Consider the following 17,276-nt stretch of genomic DNA (forward strand, 5'->3'; position numbering starts at 1 on the left):
ACATTTATTGTTGTATCTCCTCTTCCACTTCTTTCAAAAGTGTTTTGAGATTTGTTTCACTCAAAGTTTTAAGCGAAAGTGCAGAGATTCTAAATTGCGTACCACAAAGCCTTCCAAGTTCAACAGACGAGCCCTTAAAATTCAAAGTAGGAACTTTGGAGCTTGTTGCAGTCTCTTGTATCTTTTGAAGTGTATTCTTTGGAATAGATTGAGATAAAATTATCAATTTAGAATTTTTCATTGAACCAATTACCTCTTTTGCACCTAGAGAACACTTTTTGTCATCCATGGCATCTTTGATTATTTTTTCTAGAAGTTTAGCCATCTTCAACTACCTTCATGTAAAGATCCACGGTTCCAGTTCCTACAGGAATATTTCCACCAACAATTACATTTTCTGTCACACCTTTTAGTTGTTCAACTTCTCCAGCCAATGCAGCTTCTGCAATGGTTGGAACAGTAATTTCAAATGCAGCTCTTGCAAGTACACTTGTCTTTGTTCCAGCAATTCCATGTCTTCCAATTTGTTGCATATATCCTCTAGAACACATCAAATCTGAAACAAGCATAAGATATCTAATGTCTACTTCAAGACCTTGGTCCTCAAGTGTTGAGCTAAGCTCATTTATCAGTGCGTTACGTGCAGCTTCAATTCCTAGTGTACTTGCAATTTCAAAGACATTGTTTGTGCGTATATTTTTCTTGTCAACACCATCAATTTCAAACACCTTTGCAATGTTAGAACCAGATGTTTGTATTACCCATTCATCGTCTTGTTGCACTATAGTAACTCTTTCAACATCAGCTACCCCTTTTACTTTGGTACCAAGAATTTTATTTCTCATTGCAAGAACTGTTTGAGCATCTGATTCTTCAGCAAGTGTTAGTGTAATGGAATTACCGTTAGTTTCAATTTCAAATTTCTTTTTTGATGATTGTAATGCCTCTTCAACATCAGCTATGGTACAAGCCCTTTCTTTTAGCTTGTCAGTATTTAGATTCAGTTTGATTTTTGTGGAATAATCAGTTTCTGTGCTTGATACAAGTGCACTAACCTTTGTATGTAAGATTTCACGTGCAACTTTGATTGCTTTTTCTTTTGATTTTTTGTAGTTTTCTTCCAGATAGATGTCCATTGTTGGTGTTACTGGTTTTTTGCGTGCATCAACAAGTTCAATTAATCTTGGAAGACCGAGTGTTACATTTCTTTCTCTAATTCCTGCAAAGTGAAATGTTCTTAGTGTCATCTGAGTTCCAGGCTCACCAATAGATTGTGCAGTTACTACACCTACTGCTTGCCCCGGTTCTACTTTGGCATCATCATACAACTCTAATGCCTTCTTGCAAACTTTTTCAACACCGTCTCTGCTTATTTTTGATTCAAGTAAGGCATCGTGTACTGCGTGTGTTAATCGTGGATTGAATGTCTTTGTGTATTTCTTGGAAAGTTCTGTTATCTCTTCCTTTGTTGCTTTTTTACCAATGTCAATAATTGTTTCAGATTCTATTAATCTTTGAACTCTAAATGCTTCACCGTGATCACTTTTTGCGACATCGATTCCATCTTCACCATATAAGAATTGTATAATATGACCATGTGGATCTCGTACAGTTCCATCATATTCTAGCTTAAGGTGCTCAAGTGCATTGATCAATCTTCTTTGCATGTAACCACTTTGTTGGGTTCTAACTGCAGTATCTACAAGACCTTCACGCCCTCCCATTGCATGGAAGAAAAATTCTAATGTAGAAAGACCCTCACGATAGTTTGATTTTACAAATCCCCTCGAATCTGGATTAGTATCATTTTCTTTAAAGTGTGGAAGAGATCTATTGTTGTATCCTTTGTTGATTCTTTTTCCTCTGATTGATTGCTGACCTAAGGCACCAGCCATCTGTCCTATATTCAGAGATGAGCCCCTGGCACCAGTTGTAGCCATAATTCTTCCAGCATTTGTTTCATCAAAAGACTTGTCAGCTGTGCTTCCTGCCTTGTCTCTTGCTTTTGAAAGCTCATTTACAATATATGCTTCTAATGCTTCATCTGCAGAAAGACCTCTACTAAGCTGCAAAGTTCCTTTCTTTGCTTGGGAGATAAGATCATAAACCTTGTCGTATGTTTCTTGTATTCCGCCTAGAATGTTTTCTTTTGTTTTTGTTGAAAGCTCAAGATCAGAATAGCCATAACTAAAACCATAATGTGTGATAAATTGTTTTAGCATTACCAAAATAGAATTTAGGAACTTCTTTGCTTCATCATATCCATAGTCTTTTGTGATTCTATGCAAAACACTATCTGGTTCTTCAGCACCAATTGATGCTTTGTCAATTACACCACTGATTAACTGACCATTTTTTATTACAACATCTTTTGTTGGACCTTTGGTTCCTTTAGACCACTTTGACGTAATTACATAGTTAAAGTCTTTTGGCATGAAAAGTGAGAATAGTTGTTTTCCAGTATAAAACTGACCGTTTTTATTTTTAATTGCAGGTTCTGGAAAAGTTCCATCGTATCCTCCAATCATTGCAAGATTTGCAAAGTATTCTGGTGTTAGTGTAGTGTCATCTTTTGTTAATAGATATGCTCCTGTGATGAAATCTCGTAATGCTCCAATGATTGGTCCTCCATATCTTGGTGAGATCAACTGATCCTGTACACGCATCAAAAGAATTGCTTCAGCTCTAGCTTCCTCACTTTGTGGTACATGTAAGTTCATCTCATCTCCATCAAAGTCAGCGTTGTATGGAGGACATACCGATGGATGTAATCTGAAAGTTTTTCCTGGTAAGACCTTAACATAATGACCCATAATTGACATTTGGTGTAAAGATGGTTGTCTGTTAAACATGACAATGTCACCGTCTGACAGATGTCTTTCTATGAGATATCCAATCTCGATGTTGTTTGCAATTGTTTCTCTGTCTTCAACAAAATCAAGTCTAATCTTTACTCCATCAGGTCTTACAATATAATTTGCTCCTGGGAATTTGTTTGGACCATTTATCACAAGTCTCTTTAGTCTTTCAATATTCCATTCTGTAACAACTTCAGGTATTGTAAGTTTGATTGCTACAGCTTCTGGGACTCCAACCTCAGCAATGTCAAGATTTGGATCTGGTGAAATCACAGTTCTGCTGGAAAAGTCTACTCTTTTTCCAGAAAGTGAGCCTCTGAATCTTCCCTCTTTTCCTTTTAGTCTTTGTGTTAAAGTTTTCAGCGGTCTACCTGATCTGTGATGAGCTTGTGGAATTCCAGAAACCTCATTATCGAAATATGTTGTTGTATGATATTGTAACAAATCAACAAGATCTTGAACAATAAGTGGAGGAGTTCCTGCTTCTTTACTTTCTTTTAATCTCTGATTTACTCTTATTATGTCAACAAGTTTGTGTGTTAGATCATCTTCTGATCTAATTCCTGTTTCTAAAATTATTGATGGTCTTACAGTTACAGGTGGTACAGGTAGAACTTGGAGTACAAACCATTCTGGTCTTGCAGTGGAAGGATCATATCCCAAAAGTTTCAAATCATCATCAATCATGTGAGAGAATCTTTCTCTAATTGTTATTGGCAGTAATCTGTTTTCACCAAGTTCCGTCTTTTCAATAAAGATTGTCGGCTTTGTAAAGATCATATCATATTGTGATTTGCCACAATGCGGACATGTCTTTTCTTTTTTTGCTTTTTCAATAATTTGGTCTGGTATATGTTTTACAGATATTACCGTATATGCTGCCTCTTTGTTCAGTATTCTATGATATTCTTCCAGGTCCTCTTTTGGAATTTTCAGTCTAGCACAGGATCTGCATGTAGTCAAAAGAAGTTTGTAGATATTATCAATGAATGCTATATGTAAGACAGGTTCGGCAAGTTCAATGTGACCAAAATGTCCAGGACACCTTGCAGCAGTATTGCCACATGTAATACATTTCTGTCCTGGTTCTAATGTTCCAAGCCGTCCATCCATTAGTCCACCTTGTACAGACATCCCGTCTTCATCATAAGTTTCTGGAGCAGTAATTTCTGCAACAGAATACTTTCTAATTTCTGTTGGTGACCAAACGGAAAATTTGATTCCGTCGATTATCTTTATTGTTTCAAGAGCCATTATACCTTCTCCTTTATCAAGAGTCTTGGAGCAACATCTAAGCTCATCATTTCTTGTAACAAGAGCTTGAATGCATAGGCTACTGAAATTGATGTCACCTTTGCTTTATCGCCACAAACTCTACAAACAAAGCGTCGTTGTTTGATGTCATAATATGAGACTAGCCCACATCTTTCACAGATATAAATATCGGCCTTGTCTGATTCATCAAGCAGTCTATCCTTTAACATCATAGAAGCACCGTATGCAATAAGACAATCTCTTTCCATTTCTCCAAATCTCAAACCGCCTCCACGTGCACGTCCTTCTGTAGGTTGTTTTGTTAGCATCTGTACTTGTCCTCTTGCTCTAGCATGGATCTTATCTGCAACCATGTGGTGAAGTTTTTGATAATATACAACTCCAATGAAAACTTCGGCAGGAAATGCTTTTCCTGTTCTTCCATCATACATCATTTCTTTTCCAGAATATTTGAAACCTGCAGATTCTAGGACTCCTTTGACATCCTCCAATTTTTCTCCTACAAATGCAGAGCCATCCATTTTAGTGCCTCTAAGTGCTGCAGCTTTTCCAGTCACTGATTCTAGAAACATTCCAACAGTCATTCTAGATGGAAATGCATGTGGATTAATTAATACGTCTGGAACAACTCCATCAGCTGTATATGGTAGATCTTCATGATTTACAAGTAAACCTACAACTCCTTTCTGACCATGTCTAGATGCAAATTTGTCACCTATTTCCGGAACTCTGACATCTCTAACTCGAATCTTATACATCCGGCCACCATCGTGTGATTGAGTCATGACAACGGTATCAACAACACCATTCTCCGATGGTCTTACTCCGATTGAGGTATCTCGTCTATATGGTCCTTTTACCTCAAATTCTCTATATTCTTCCATGAATCTTGGTGGACTTGTCTTTCCAATCAAAATATCTCCACCTTGAACTGTTGATTCAGTTGCAATTACGCCATCTTCTTCTAACAATCTGTAAGCTTTTTCACCACGAAAACCACGAATATTTGCTTCTGCATTTGGAATTTCAAAGTTATCTCTCATTCCTCCAGGATATTGTTTCGCTTCTGCTTCATAGATTCTATAAAAGAAAGTTCTTCCTAGTCCTCTTTCTACAGATGATCTGCTTAAAACTATAGCATCTTCAATATTGTAACCATCAAAAGGTAGTACTGCAACAATACAATTTTGTCCAGCAGGCCTGTCTTCTAATCCTAAAAGTCCCATCGCTTTTGTTGTTACGATTGGAGTTTGAGGATATAACATGAAATGCTGTCGCACATATGTACTTGCATTCATCAACGGGGTAGAAAAACCAAGACTTTGTTTTGCCATGGCGGATTCATATGTATTTCTTGGAGATTGATTATGTTCAGGATATGGAATTATAGATGCGCCAGCTCCAAGAATTGCAGATGGGAATATTTCCATATGAGTATGTTTTTTTACATTCTCTTCATCCATTGCAATGTAACAGTTTTCTTCCTCATTTGCATCCACTAATTCAATTACCCCCATGTGTAAAAGATCACTCCAGGAAAGGAATTTTTTGCTTACCTTATCTATGAGTTCTTGTGTTAAAAGCGGTTTGTTATCTTTTATTACGATTAAAGGACGTAGAACTCTTCCTGCATTACAGTTTACATAAAGTCTTTTTGTAGAACCTTCAATATCAGACTGGTACAAAAATATTCCAATGTGAGGATGAATTTTGAAATTTCTTCTTAGCTCACGTAATGAATCTACAAGCTTTTGTCCATCTTTATAATATCCAATTAGTCTTCCATCAACAAAAATTCTTGTTCCTTCTTTTTTTAGCTCATCTTTTGCATCTGAAACATAAGTCACTCCAAGATCGTAGAGTTTTTCAATAATATCTTCTGATGGAACATTCACCGATATTATTGCAGAAAGAGCCAGATTCTTGACTAGTCCACAATTTGATCCCTCAGGGGTTTCACTTGGACATATTCTACCAAAATGTGTTGAATGTAAATCTCGTGCCTCAAAGTTTGGTTGACTTCTGCTCAAAGGAGATTGAATTCTTCTAAGATGACTAATTGTTGAAAGATAGTTTGTTCTATCTAAAAGCTGGGTTACTCCTACTCTGCCTCTTCCCCAATTTCCTGTTGCAATTGCATTATTTAGTTTGTCAGTAACTATACCTGGTCTTACTGCTGCTGCAACCGCATTAATTCCTCTTTTCTGTCCAGAACGTTCAAGTTGATATTTCATATCTCGAACCAAGTTTCTAAAAGCAGTTCTGAATAAATCTGCCAGCATCTGACCCGCAAATTTTATGACCTTATTTCCATAATGATCTTTATCATCAGGTGTAAGCCAGCCTAGTTTTAATTCAATTAATTTGCAAGCTGCTTCGCCCAGAAATTGTGATTTTTCCTTTCTATTATCTGGATGCTTTCCAAGATGTGGTAAAAGTCCCCAGTCAAGCAAAGTTTCTGCTCTCTTTATCTGAAATTCTTCAAGCATTCCAGGCGCTATTCTCTTACTGATGTATACTATCGCATCCTTTGCAGTTGGTACATCGCCTGACTTTTCAAATGATGCTTCAAGTTCATCTTGAATGTCATCAACAAGTGAAACTGCAGCTGCAATTTCTCTATCAGATTCAAGTCCTAGAGCTCGCATTAAAGTAACTACAGGTATGTCAACAGGTGAACCCGGAATTTTTGCAACTATCAAACCATCATTTTTCATTACAAGTTCAAGTTTTGCGCGATAACCAACAATAGATGAATAGACTTTAGCTTTGAAGACAGTGTTACCTCCAACGGTTTCTTTATCAACTATAATTTTATTGTAAGAAAGATCTTCTAGTCCAACAATCACTCGTTCTGATCCATTTATAATAAAATATCCACCAGGATCGTTTGGATCCTCACCATGTTCTACAAGTTTTTGATCAGAGAGGTTATGCAAAAGGCAAGCATTAGATCGTACCATAACTGGCATGTCACCAATGTGAACAAATCTTGATTCTAGAATTTTTCCATCTTCTACAACACTTGCCTCAAGCATTACTGGAGATGCGTATGTAACATTACGCAGTCTTGCTTCCATAGGAGCTATGTGTGTTATAGAACCATCAAGTTCCATCATTCTTGGTTGTTGTAGTTTTAGCTTACCAAGTTGAATTTTGTATGGATATTCTGCGCTTTCAATTTCTATTTGTCCAACTTCATCAATTATACTTTGAAGACCTCTTTCCAAAAACTCATCATATGAATTAAGATGTTGGCGAGCTATACCCTCTCTTTTTAATATGTCCTGAATTATTGGCCAACGTTTATTTGAAATATTTGCCATTACTCTTCCACCACGTATCTGTAATAGACACTCTCACCAGCAGTTGCACTTTTTCTTGTTATCTTAATCATATCACCAGGTTTTACTCCCAAGCCTTTGATGGCAGGATCGTTTACATAAATAAGTGGCATTTCAGTAGGTTTTGTATGAAATTTTTCTAGTGTTTCTTCAGCTTCTTTTTTTGTCATTATCTCATGTTTTGGAACATAGATATGATCTGGAACTAGGATGTGATCTTTTTTAGTTATCATGTTAAAGAGCTCCTTCTAACATTAGCTGTAAATGAACAATTAATCCACAAACTATGAATTTTCAGCCGAGAGGTTAATATATATGTAATTAGCGGGATTTGAAATTTACTGTTTCTTGTCAATAATTTTTTTCGCAACCTTAAATAGTGAAAAAATAATCCAAAAACAAGATGAGTACTCGTTTTAGTGGATTTGCATTACTTGCAATTCTGGTTGCTGCAACAGCGACTATTCCGGTTTTTGCAGACAATTCTACAAATACAAATTCTACAGGGACGCAAAATCCGTACCAGAATCCCATACTTGCAGGTACACAAAATCCTACAACCACAACAGGAGTACCAATTACCGTTACAACAGACAAAACATCGTATAACGATGGAGACAAACTCACCATATCAGGAACAACACAAGACTACATTTCTGGTACACCAGTTTCAGTTATAGTTAGAAATCCTATTGGAAATGTTGTGCAGATAGCTCAAGTAGATCTCGGAAGTGATAGAACATACAGTACAACGATCACAGTTGGTGGGAGTAGTTTGTGGCAATCTGCTGGTACTTACGAAGTAGATGTACAGTTTGGTAGTAAAGATAGATCGGCCAAAACAACATTCCAGTTTACTGGTTCTGGACAGAGCGGACCATCAGGAAACACCATAAAAGTGGATGGTACTGACTTTTCAGTTACATATAGCATCACAAATGGTAAAGTGCTTGGAATTAAGGCTGATATCCCATCTAAATCATTGATAGTATCAATACAAACAACAGGGAATGGACAATTAACTATAGATCTACCAAGAGCATTGATAGATGCAAAGATAAATAATCAAACAGATGATCAATTCTTTGTCTTAAACGATGGTCAAGAAGCTCAATTTACTGAAACAAAAACAACTACTGACAGGACTCTAACAATTCCATTCACTGATGGAACTGGACAAATAGAGATCATTGGTACATGGATAGTTCCAGAGTTTGGCCCAATAGCAATGCTAGTACTTGCAATTGCAATTATATCCATAATTGCTGTATCTGCAAAGACTGGGTTAAGATTCATGCCAAAATACTAGAACATTCAATTTTTTTCATTTTTTTAAAATTCTATTACCTTCAAGGACCCAAACTCTTCTGTTTCTAACGTGATATCAGAACTCACAGTATCAAAATTGAAGGAAATAAATGGATTACAATACAAAACGCAAGTAAATCAAATTGAAAGTTTTGTATGTTGATTTTATATCCAGATCGGTAAGAGGAACAAAAATGTCCTATCAGGTATCAAAGTCTTTTTAAATATACATAAATATCCATTCTTCCTAATCGCAAACAAGATGAGTACTCATAAAGAATACGCGCTGATCGCTATTCTTGCCACAATAGCTGTTGTGGGAGTGGTTCCAGCTTTTGCAGACTGTCCACCAGATTGTCTACCGAAGGCAACTTACAACCCTCTTACTGCCAGCGGACCAATTCTGCCAATATCTGTAACTACGGATAAATCAACATATGATCACAGCTCCATCATCATGGTAAGTGGTCATGTAGATCACCCATATCCTGGTCAAGATGTAGGTATGAAAGTAACTAGTCCATCTGGAAATGTTGTAAGCGCTGCACAACTAACTGTTGATAGCAATGGTGACTTCACAACCAAATTAAACACTAGTAGTCCAATATGGACAGAAAATGGAGCATACACAATTTATGTCCAACAGGGCGATGAGCAATCCAGAACCAACAGCGTTCAGGTTGAGCTTACCGGTACATTACCAGCACAACCACCAGCAGTTCCAGAGTTTGGCCCAATAGCAATGCTAGTACTTGCAATTGCAATTATATCCATAATTGCTGTATCTGCAAAGACTGGGTTAAGATTCATGCCAAAATACTAGAACATTCAATTTTTTTCATTTTTTTAAATATACATAAATAGTGATACCGACTAAATCGCAAACAAGATGAGTAATAAAGAATACGCGCTGATCGCTATTCTTGCCACAATAGCTGTTGTGGGAGTGGTTCCAGCTTTTGCACAATGGCAAATGCTTCCTTCGGGAACATCCAATCCATTGCCTGGTGAAAGTATACCTATTCCATTAACAGTGTCGACAGACAAGGCAGTATATGATCACAACTCCATCATCATGGTAAGTGGTCATGTAAGAAATCCTTACCCAGGTCAACAGATCACCTTACGAGTAAGTGATCCTTCTGGAAGTATTGTTCAAGTCAGTCAACTAACATTGGACAACAATGGCGATTTTGGAACGAAGTTGACCACTGCAAGTCCATTATGGACTAAAAGTGGAGTTTACACAATTTTTGCCCAATATGGAAACCAACAAGGGACATCAGCTAAAGTCCAGTTTACGATTCCTGGCGGCGGTGCAATAAGTTGTGATTCAAATCAACTTGCAGCCACACTAAATGATGAAGTATACTGCATACCCTACAGCATCAACGGTGGCACTGTGTTAAGTGGAACTCTTAGTGTCGCATCAAAAACCTTGACTGTGAACATTCAAGCTAACGATGATGGACAAATTATACTTAACATTCCAAGATCAGTACTTGATTCAAAAAACGGCAACAATGATCAAAGCTTTGTTGTGTTAGTAGATGGTGAAGAAAAAGACACTGCTACAGAAACAACTACCTCTGATACAAGAACAGTAACAATTCCATTTACTGTAGGAGCTGGACAAATAGAGATCGTTGGCACACAAATAGTTCCAGAGTTTGGCCCAATAGCAATGCTAGTACTTGCAATTGCAATTATATCCATAATTGCTGTATCTGCAAAGACTGGGTTAAGATTCATGCCAAAATACTAGAACATTCAATTTTTTTCATTTTTTAGATCTAATCATAGTAAAGGAAATATACACGTAGAGATCAAATTTGTTATGCGTTATTTTGTTTTTCCAATATTTGCACTCTTTGTCTTATCAGTTTGGTGCATCCCAAGTTTTGCACAAACAGCTCCTAATATTACAGTCACCACAGACAAATCATCTTATACTATTAATGATTCTATTGTGATTTCCGGAGTTGTAAAAGCTGTTGTGCCAGGAACCCCTATAACCATTCAGATTTTCAATGCCAATAGTAATTTGGTTAATGTAGATCAGATTGATGTTTCACAAGATGGTACTTATTCAGATACCAACATTAAAGCTAAAGGTCCATTATGGGTATCCAGTGGAACATATACAGTAAAGGTGCAATACGGTCCTACGGTTACAGCACAGACAACCTTTATTTTTGCTAGCTCCATAACTCCAGTAAGTAATTACTTCATAGTCAAAGATCCCAGTAGTCAACAAACATTTAGTGTAAATTATACCATCAGTGGCGGGATGGTAAAAGATATGACCATAGATCCTCAAAGCATTTCCCTAATCGTCTCTTTAAATTCCACTAGTGACGGAACTGTTGTACTACAAATTCCAAGAACATTGATTGATGCCAAAACTAGTAATGGACAAGATGATTCGTTTATTGTCTTAATTGATGGTGCAGAAGTAAAACCATCAGGTGAAGAAACAAACAATAGTTTTAGAACATTAACAATACAATTTCTGCAAGGAGATCAGGACATAGAGATCATTGGCACACAAATAGTTCCAGAGTTTGGCCCAATAGCAATGCTAGTACTTGCAATTGCAATTATATCCATAATTGCTGTATCTGCAAAGACTGGGTTAAGATTCATGCCAAAATACTAAAACTCCAAGTCAACTTTTGTTTTATTAATACATAAATACTCATTATCATTGATTATTTGCTAGTAAATATGAAGAAGTCGATATGTTTAGTTTACATTATTTTAACTATAGTTACCATATCTACCGTTATCACATTAAATCCAGCTCATGCCGTAATTTCGCATCCATTAACTGTTAATGTCACTCCGCTTAGTGGTCAAGCACCATTAACAGTTAATCTGAGCGTCAATCTTGGCGGATTTAGTTCTAAAGCGATAGAGTGGAATTTCGGAGATGCAACTCCTCATGATATATTAAATAAGACAACACTTAGTCATACATATCAAAGAAGTGGAAACTTAACTGGTAGTGTGGATGTCACTTACAAAGACGGGACCTCTAGCTTTCAAGTATTTTATGTAAATATAGGAACTGCAGCTGCTACAGGAGTTCCACAATCATCTACTAACAATCAAACAAATGCACATCAAATACTTGAAAATACTCAATCAGGCACAGCTCTTGGTGCAACTCTACCAATGGTAGTTACCACAGATCAACAATCATACAATCAAGGAGATACTGTAATCATAAAAGGAACCATAAGAGACATACAAAATCAAACAGCGATTGCCGTCATAGTGAGAGATTCACTAAAAAATTTAGTTTCAATTGGTCAACCGCCTCTATCTTCCACCGGAACTTTCACTATCACACTTAAAGCAAATGGACCATTATGGAAACAAGCCGGAAACTATACCGTTATAGCTCAGTATGGCAAATATCAAAATGCTACAATCACATTTCGATACAGTGGAGGTAATGGGCAAATTATTACAAATACGCCTATGATAAGTGATACCTTCCAGATTAACTCTGGAGGTCAAACATATAGTGTTCCATATATCATCAAGGGAGGAACTGTAAAAAGCATGGATGTTTATGCTGACAAGCTAATGCTCGAAGTAACAATAGCTGCTACATCTGACGGTTCTCTAACTGTAGATCTACCACGAACTTTAATGGATGCCAAAGTACAGGCTAATCTAACTGCTGATCAAAAAATGACTGGTGTGCAAATAAATCCAAATACACAACCAGATGACAAATTCATAGTCATGGTAAGTGGAGCACCAGTGCAGTTTACAGAAACAAAAGATAGTATCACAAGAGATCTTAGCATTCCATTCCATGCAGCTGATACTAAAATAGATATCATTGGCACACAAATAGTTCCAGAGTTTGGCCCAATAGCAATGCTAGTACTTGCAATTGCAATTATATCCATAATTGCTGTATCTGCAAAGACTGGGTTAAGATTCATGCCAAAATACTAGAACGTTTAATTTCTTATTTTTAGTTAAACTTATTATTATACAATAACAAACGTCACATAATGAATTTTGAGTTTGAGGAATTTAATTCCCCAGAAGATATTTTCGTATACATGTCAACCATAGCACCACCCATGAAAAACATGTTACCAATTAATTCTTACAAAGGTTACATATTTTCATTAATTCCACTCAATCCAACAACAGGAGACATGTATCTTATGATATACACGAAAGGAAAACTTGATGGAAAAATGCTGGAATTTGACATGAATACAAAAAAATACAGGTCTGTAGAAGCAGCTGAAAGGACAGATAAAAATTATTTTGTGGTACTAACTCCAAAAAGAAATACTATTGCAGATGCTGCAATAAAAGAACTAGAAAAAAATCCTACCTAGTATATGCAGGAGCATTAACGGATCTACTTCTTGCGTAATGTTCCATTATTTCATCTGGTAGTCTTCCATTGAATAGTTCTTTACTCAAGCCTCTCAAATATCGCATAATTGCCCAAGTTCCAGCCTTTATCATACCATACATGAGTACTTTCATAGGAGGTCCAAACGATTTGTTCCTAATGATTATTGGGATTATATCGTTTATAACTCGCAAGTTATGTTCCCAACATTTCCAGAATAATGTAAACTGGGCTTCGTTTAGGTTACCAAAGTGCATAGAGTTTTTCTCATTAAAGTCTTGATAAAGTAAAGGTGCTACAAGACCGCGCATTCGTGTTTGTTTGAAATCTTCTACTAGGTCTATAGTGTATTTTGTTTCGTCGGGGGTTTCGTCTGGCCATCCTATTATGAGAGTAGCTGCAGGGAACCAATGATTTTGATTTAATATCTTTGCACCCTCTCGGACAACCCAACCCCATTCATCAGTAGAGAAGGGTTTAGTTTTTACTCCGAGGTGTTTTTTGACCATTCTTGGTGCAACTGTTTCTATTCCCAGATTTGTCGCAAGCCACTTTTCATTACTCATGCCATTAATTTCTGACATATCGTGTAACAATTTTGGATCAGCACAAACAGCAGAAAATGTCATGTGGGTCGTACCAACAAACCTTGCACCTAGAGATTTTAATCCCCTCCACAGTTCAGTTATTGCATCATAATTTGGTTGAAAGTTTCGATTGTCACAACCATAAAGCAGCATTTCATCAGAGTGTAACCAGATCGAATCAAATCCATAATTTAGGTTGATCTTTGCCTCATGCTGTAATCGGTCTAGAGGTAAATCTTTTTTTGATCTCTTATTAACATCACAAAAGTCACAGCCTCGTCCACATCCACGCATTGCTTCAATCAGTGAGTTTACTGTAGGACCTTGAATAATTGGAATGTTTTGAATGTTTTTAACAAAACAATGCATTAATTCGGGAGCATCACCTTTTTCTAAATCATGAAATAGATCAAGTGCAAGCTCATCTGCTTCACCTACAACCACAGTATCAATACCGTGAATTTTCATTCTATCAGTTTTTGCAAGTTCCCATGCACCATTTCCACCAACAACAACATGAAAATTATATTTTTTCTTCAATTGTATTATACTAGCACACATTCTTTTGAATTTCATTGCAACATAGGAAAGTTTCTCTGGTGACATTGTTGTAGTAACAGGGGCCATGCCAAGAGGATCCATGACATTTATTCCAACAACTTTTGTGTCAGGACCTATACATTTTTCAAGATTTTCAGGTTGGGCCACAAAGACTTCATCTCTTTTGTATCCTTGTAAGAGTGCAGATTCTACTCTTCGTAAACCAACTTGGGCTACTTTTGCTTCACCCGTTACGGGATCGGTTTCTACACTTGGACAAAATACTTTATCAAAGACCCATTCAGGAAGTACCTCATAAGGACCACATGCAATAAAACCGTAAAGGAAGTTACCTCTGTAATTAGTCATCAGGCTACGGTCTGCAGTTAAGACTATCCTCTTACCAGCCATTTCTGTCTTCTTCTTTATACTATGATATAAATCGTTTAGGTCGTTATCTTCTTTTGACAGATTTTATATTTTGACATATAAATCGGGACAACTTTGTATATTATTATGGGCATATCAGAACCAAGGCATGTAGAAAGACATCAGAAAGAAATCAGCTCAATTAGAGACTTTGTGTTTGGTTTTGGTGATGGAATCAACACCTCTCTTGGCATTGTTGCAGGAGTTGGCGGTGCAGATGTTTCTTCAAACATAATTATACTTGCTGCCATTGTAGCAATGTTTACAGGGGCAAAAGCCATGGCTGTACAAAATTATCTTGCAGTAAAAGCACAAACACAGCTATTACATTCAGAGATAGAACGAGAAAAATGGGAAATGGAAAATGTTCCAGAAGCTGAAAGACAAGAAATAGAAGATGTTTACAAGGCAAAAGGATTTTCTGGAAATGAACTTGAGAGAATTGTAAACAAGATAACTTCTGATAAAAAAGTTTGGCTTGATACTATGCTTACTGAAGAATTAAAATTAAACTTGGAAATTATTGGCAGTCCATTAAAAAGTGCGTTTCGCATGTTTGGATCTTTTCTGATTGGAGGAATATTGCCAATCATTCCATATTTCTTTGCACATGGATATGTACCATTGCTTGTTGCAATAGCAACCAGTCTATCAGCATCATTTGTAATAGGAGCGGTCAAATCTAGACTTGCCAATCTTAGTATTATCCGTGGTGGATTAGAAATGGCAGGACTTGGTACTGGTATTGCATTAGTAGGATTTGGAATAGGTTCAGAATTAGCAAATATCGGTATACTCAAACTCTAGTTTTTTTTCTAACACTTCTGTTTGCAATGTTAGCTGCAATAGCACCTGCTCCTATACCATTATCAATATTTACTACAGAAAGTCCAAGTGTACAACTTTGCAGCATTGAAGCAAGTGCTGCAACTCCCTTTTCTCCATAACCATATCCAATTGATGATGGTACTCCTATTACAGGAATATCTACAAGAGACGAAACTATAGATGGTAAAGCACCTTCCATTCCAGCAACTACCACAATTGCATCTACATCTGCTCGTATCATTTTTTTTATTATAGGAAATACCCTATGCAATCCAGCAATACCCACATCATAGCTACATGTACACATACAGCCCATTGCTTCTGCTATCAATCTTGCTTCTTCAGCTATACCAATATCTGAAGTTCCAGCAGTCAGTATGCCAACACGGCCACCAGAAGTCTTTATCATTTTTTTAAAAAACAACACCGATGTAGTATTTTTTCCAAGATTGGTCTTGATCTTATTTTTATTTGAAAAAGAAATGATTTTTTTAAAATCATTTTTATTAATTCTTGATACAAGTAGTGGATCAGATCTTGAAATAGCTGCAAGTAATATTTTTTTTAGATCTACTAGTTGTTTTTTTTCTGCAAAGATTACCTCAGGAATACCACGCCTAAATTTCCTACCAACATCAAATTTAGCAATTTCTTCTATTTTTTCTACAGAGTGTAAAGAAAGTAGTTTTTTTGCTTTAGTTACAGAGATCTTTCCTATCTTGAGCGATTCCAGAATTTCTATGAGATTCAATGATAACTGTAAATCCTTATTGTAGTTAAAAATCTAATCAGAATTCCAGACCAGAAATAGCTGTCTTGACGCTTTCAATGCCTTTTTTGAACAATTCTTTTTCATTAGAATCAAGATCTAGTTCAATAATCTTTTCTACACCATTTTTACCAATAACTGCAGGCACACCAATAGTAACATCAGAATAACTATATTCTCCATCAAGACATGTTGCAACTGGAATTACTTGTTTTGTATCTCTAACTACTGCTTCAATTATAGCTGAAATCGCATTTCCAGGTGCATGTACAGTAGCACCCTTTAGTTCTATGACTTTGGCCGCTACTTGTTTTGTATCTTGTACAATCTCATCGAGTTTTGGTTTTGATAAAATTGATGTAAGAGGAATTCCTGATACAGTGGAATATCTTGCGAGAGGTAACATGTTCTCACCATGTTCACCTATGACTAGTGCGCGTATAGAATCACGTGAAAAACCAGTTGCTTGATGTATGAACTGTACAAATCTGGATAAGTCAAGCATTCCACCCATTCCAAATACTCTATTTTTTTGAAACCCAGATACTTTGTAAGTAAGGTATGCCATTGGATCAAGTGGATTTGTAACCGGTATTATCATAGAATCCTTGGCATATTTTTTTATGTTCTCTACAACGCCTTTAACAATAGATGCATTAATTTTTAAAAGATCCATTCTTGTCATCCCTGGTTTTCGCCCAGAACCTGCTACCACAACAACAATCTCAGAGCCTTTCATTTCAGAATAATCGTTTGAACCACGTATATTCACATCAATTCCCTTTTCTGATAACATGTGATTAAGATCCATGGCTTCTCCTTGTGGAAGGCCTTGCACAACATCCAAAAGAAGAATTTCATCAGAAAGTTTTCGTAACGCAGTAAAAAGTGCAGCTGCACCACCTACTTTACCAGAACCTACAATAGTAATCATAAACAGGCGTG

At 36.5% G+C, this 17,276-nt stretch carries 14 protein-coding genes; 7 read left to right on the plus strand and 7 right to left on the minus strand.

Annotated elements, in window-relative coordinates; translation table 11 throughout:
- Positions 1–4 precede the first annotated feature (4 nt).
- Genes VEU72_02550 through VEU72_02565 form a run of 4 tightly spaced genes read right to left on the minus strand, consistent with a single transcriptional unit; the run spans position 5 to position 7,710 of the window.
- Positions 5–325, minus strand: a complete 321-nt coding sequence (locus VEU72_02550; protein ID HYL66014.1) for a ribosomal L7Ae/L30e/S12e/Gadd45 family protein — start codon at positions 323–325, stop codon at positions 5–7.
- Positions 318–4,112 carry a DNA-directed RNA polymerase subunit A' gene (locus tag VEU72_02555; protein ID HYL66015.1) on the minus strand — a complete coding sequence of 1,265 codons (3,795 nt, stop codon included), beginning with the start codon at positions 4,110–4,112 and terminating at the stop codon, positions 318–320. Before VEU72_02555 ends, VEU72_02550 begins: the two co-directional genes overlap by 8 nt.
- Positions 4,112–7,459, minus strand: a complete 3,348-nt coding sequence (locus tag VEU72_02560; protein ID HYL66016.1) for a DNA-directed RNA polymerase subunit B — start codon at positions 7,457–7,459, stop codon at positions 4,112–4,114. Before VEU72_02560 ends, VEU72_02555 begins: the two co-directional genes overlap by 1 nt.
- A complete protein-coding gene (locus VEU72_02565) occupies positions 7,459–7,710 on the minus strand; it encodes a DNA-directed RNA polymerase subunit H (protein ID HYL66017.1) in 252 nt (83 codons plus the stop codon). The genes VEU72_02560 and VEU72_02565 overlap by 1 nt, the downstream gene beginning before the upstream one ends.
- A 170-nt stretch (positions 7,711–7,880) precedes the next feature.
- On the opposite strand from VEU72_02565, the gene VEU72_02570 reads away from it, so the two are divergent.
- The 6 genes from VEU72_02570 to VEU72_02595 all read left to right on the plus strand — a co-directional run bounded on the left by VEU72_02570 (position 7,881) and on the right by VEU72_02595 (position 13,158).
- Positions 7,881–8,786 carry a PEFG-CTERM sorting domain-containing protein gene (locus VEU72_02570; protein HYL66018.1) on the plus strand — a complete coding sequence of 302 codons (906 nt, stop codon included), beginning with the start codon at positions 7,881–7,883 and terminating at the stop codon, positions 8,784–8,786.
- Positions 8,787–9,047: 261 nt separating this feature from the next.
- The gene (locus tag VEU72_02575) at positions 9,048–9,608 is read left to right on the plus strand and encodes a PEFG-CTERM sorting domain-containing protein (protein ID HYL66019.1); all 561 of its coding nucleotides are present in this window, start codon (positions 9,048–9,050) and stop codon (positions 9,606–9,608) included.
- Positions 9,609–9,674: 66 nt separating this feature from the next.
- Entirely contained in the window at positions 9,675–10,550 is an 876-nt protein-coding gene (locus VEU72_02580) for a PEFG-CTERM sorting domain-containing protein (GenBank protein ID HYL66020.1), read from the plus strand.
- 72 nt (positions 10,551–10,622) lie between these two features.
- Positions 10,623–11,444 carry a PEFG-CTERM sorting domain-containing protein gene (locus VEU72_02585; GenBank protein ID HYL66021.1) on the plus strand — a complete coding sequence of 274 codons (822 nt, stop codon included), beginning with the start codon at positions 10,623–10,625 and terminating at the stop codon, positions 11,442–11,444.
- 68 nt (positions 11,445–11,512) lie between these two features.
- Positions 11,513–12,760: a PEFG-CTERM sorting domain-containing protein gene (locus tag VEU72_02590; GenBank protein HYL66022.1), complete on the plus strand. Its 1,248-nt coding sequence runs from the start codon at positions 11,513–11,515 to the stop codon at positions 12,758–12,760.
- 59 nt (positions 12,761–12,819) lie between these two features.
- Positions 12,820–13,158 carry a hypothetical protein gene (locus VEU72_02595; GenBank protein ID HYL66023.1) on the plus strand — a complete coding sequence of 113 codons (339 nt, stop codon included), beginning with the start codon at positions 12,820–12,822 and terminating at the stop codon, positions 13,156–13,158.
- Here VEU72_02595 and VEU72_02600 read toward each other — a convergent pair.
- On the minus strand, positions 13,151–14,716 hold the full coding sequence (locus VEU72_02600) for a radical SAM protein (GenBank protein ID HYL66024.1): 1,566 nt from the start codon (positions 14,714–14,716) through the stop codon (positions 13,151–13,153). The genes VEU72_02595 and VEU72_02600 overlap by 8 nt on opposite strands.
- A gap of 105 nt (positions 14,717–14,821) precedes the next feature.
- Here VEU72_02600 and VEU72_02605 point away from each other — a divergent pair, with 105 nt between their 5' ends.
- The gene (locus tag VEU72_02605; protein HYL66025.1) at positions 14,822–15,541 is read left to right on the plus strand and encodes a VIT1/CCC1 transporter family protein; all 720 of its coding nucleotides are present in this window, start codon (positions 14,822–14,824) and stop codon (positions 15,539–15,541) included.
- Here VEU72_02605 and larB read toward each other — a convergent pair.
- Both larB and VEU72_02615 read right to left on the minus strand, forming a co-directional pair.
- The gene (larB, locus tag VEU72_02610; protein ID HYL66026.1) at positions 15,531–16,313 is read right to left on the minus strand and encodes a nickel pincer cofactor biosynthesis protein LarB; all 783 of its coding nucleotides are present in this window, start codon (positions 16,311–16,313) and stop codon (positions 15,531–15,533) included. The genes VEU72_02605 and larB overlap by 11 nt on opposite strands.
- A 37-nt stretch (positions 16,314–16,350) precedes the next feature.
- Positions 16,351–17,265, minus strand: a complete 915-nt coding sequence (locus VEU72_02615) for a malate dehydrogenase (protein HYL66027.1) — start codon at positions 17,263–17,265, stop codon at positions 16,351–16,353.
- Positions 17,266–17,276: the final 11 nt, after the last annotated feature.

It is taken from the genome of Nitrosopumilaceae archaeon (genome assembly GCA_035631875.1).
GTDB lineage: Archaea > Thermoproteota > Nitrososphaeria > Nitrososphaerales > Nitrosopumilaceae > TA-20.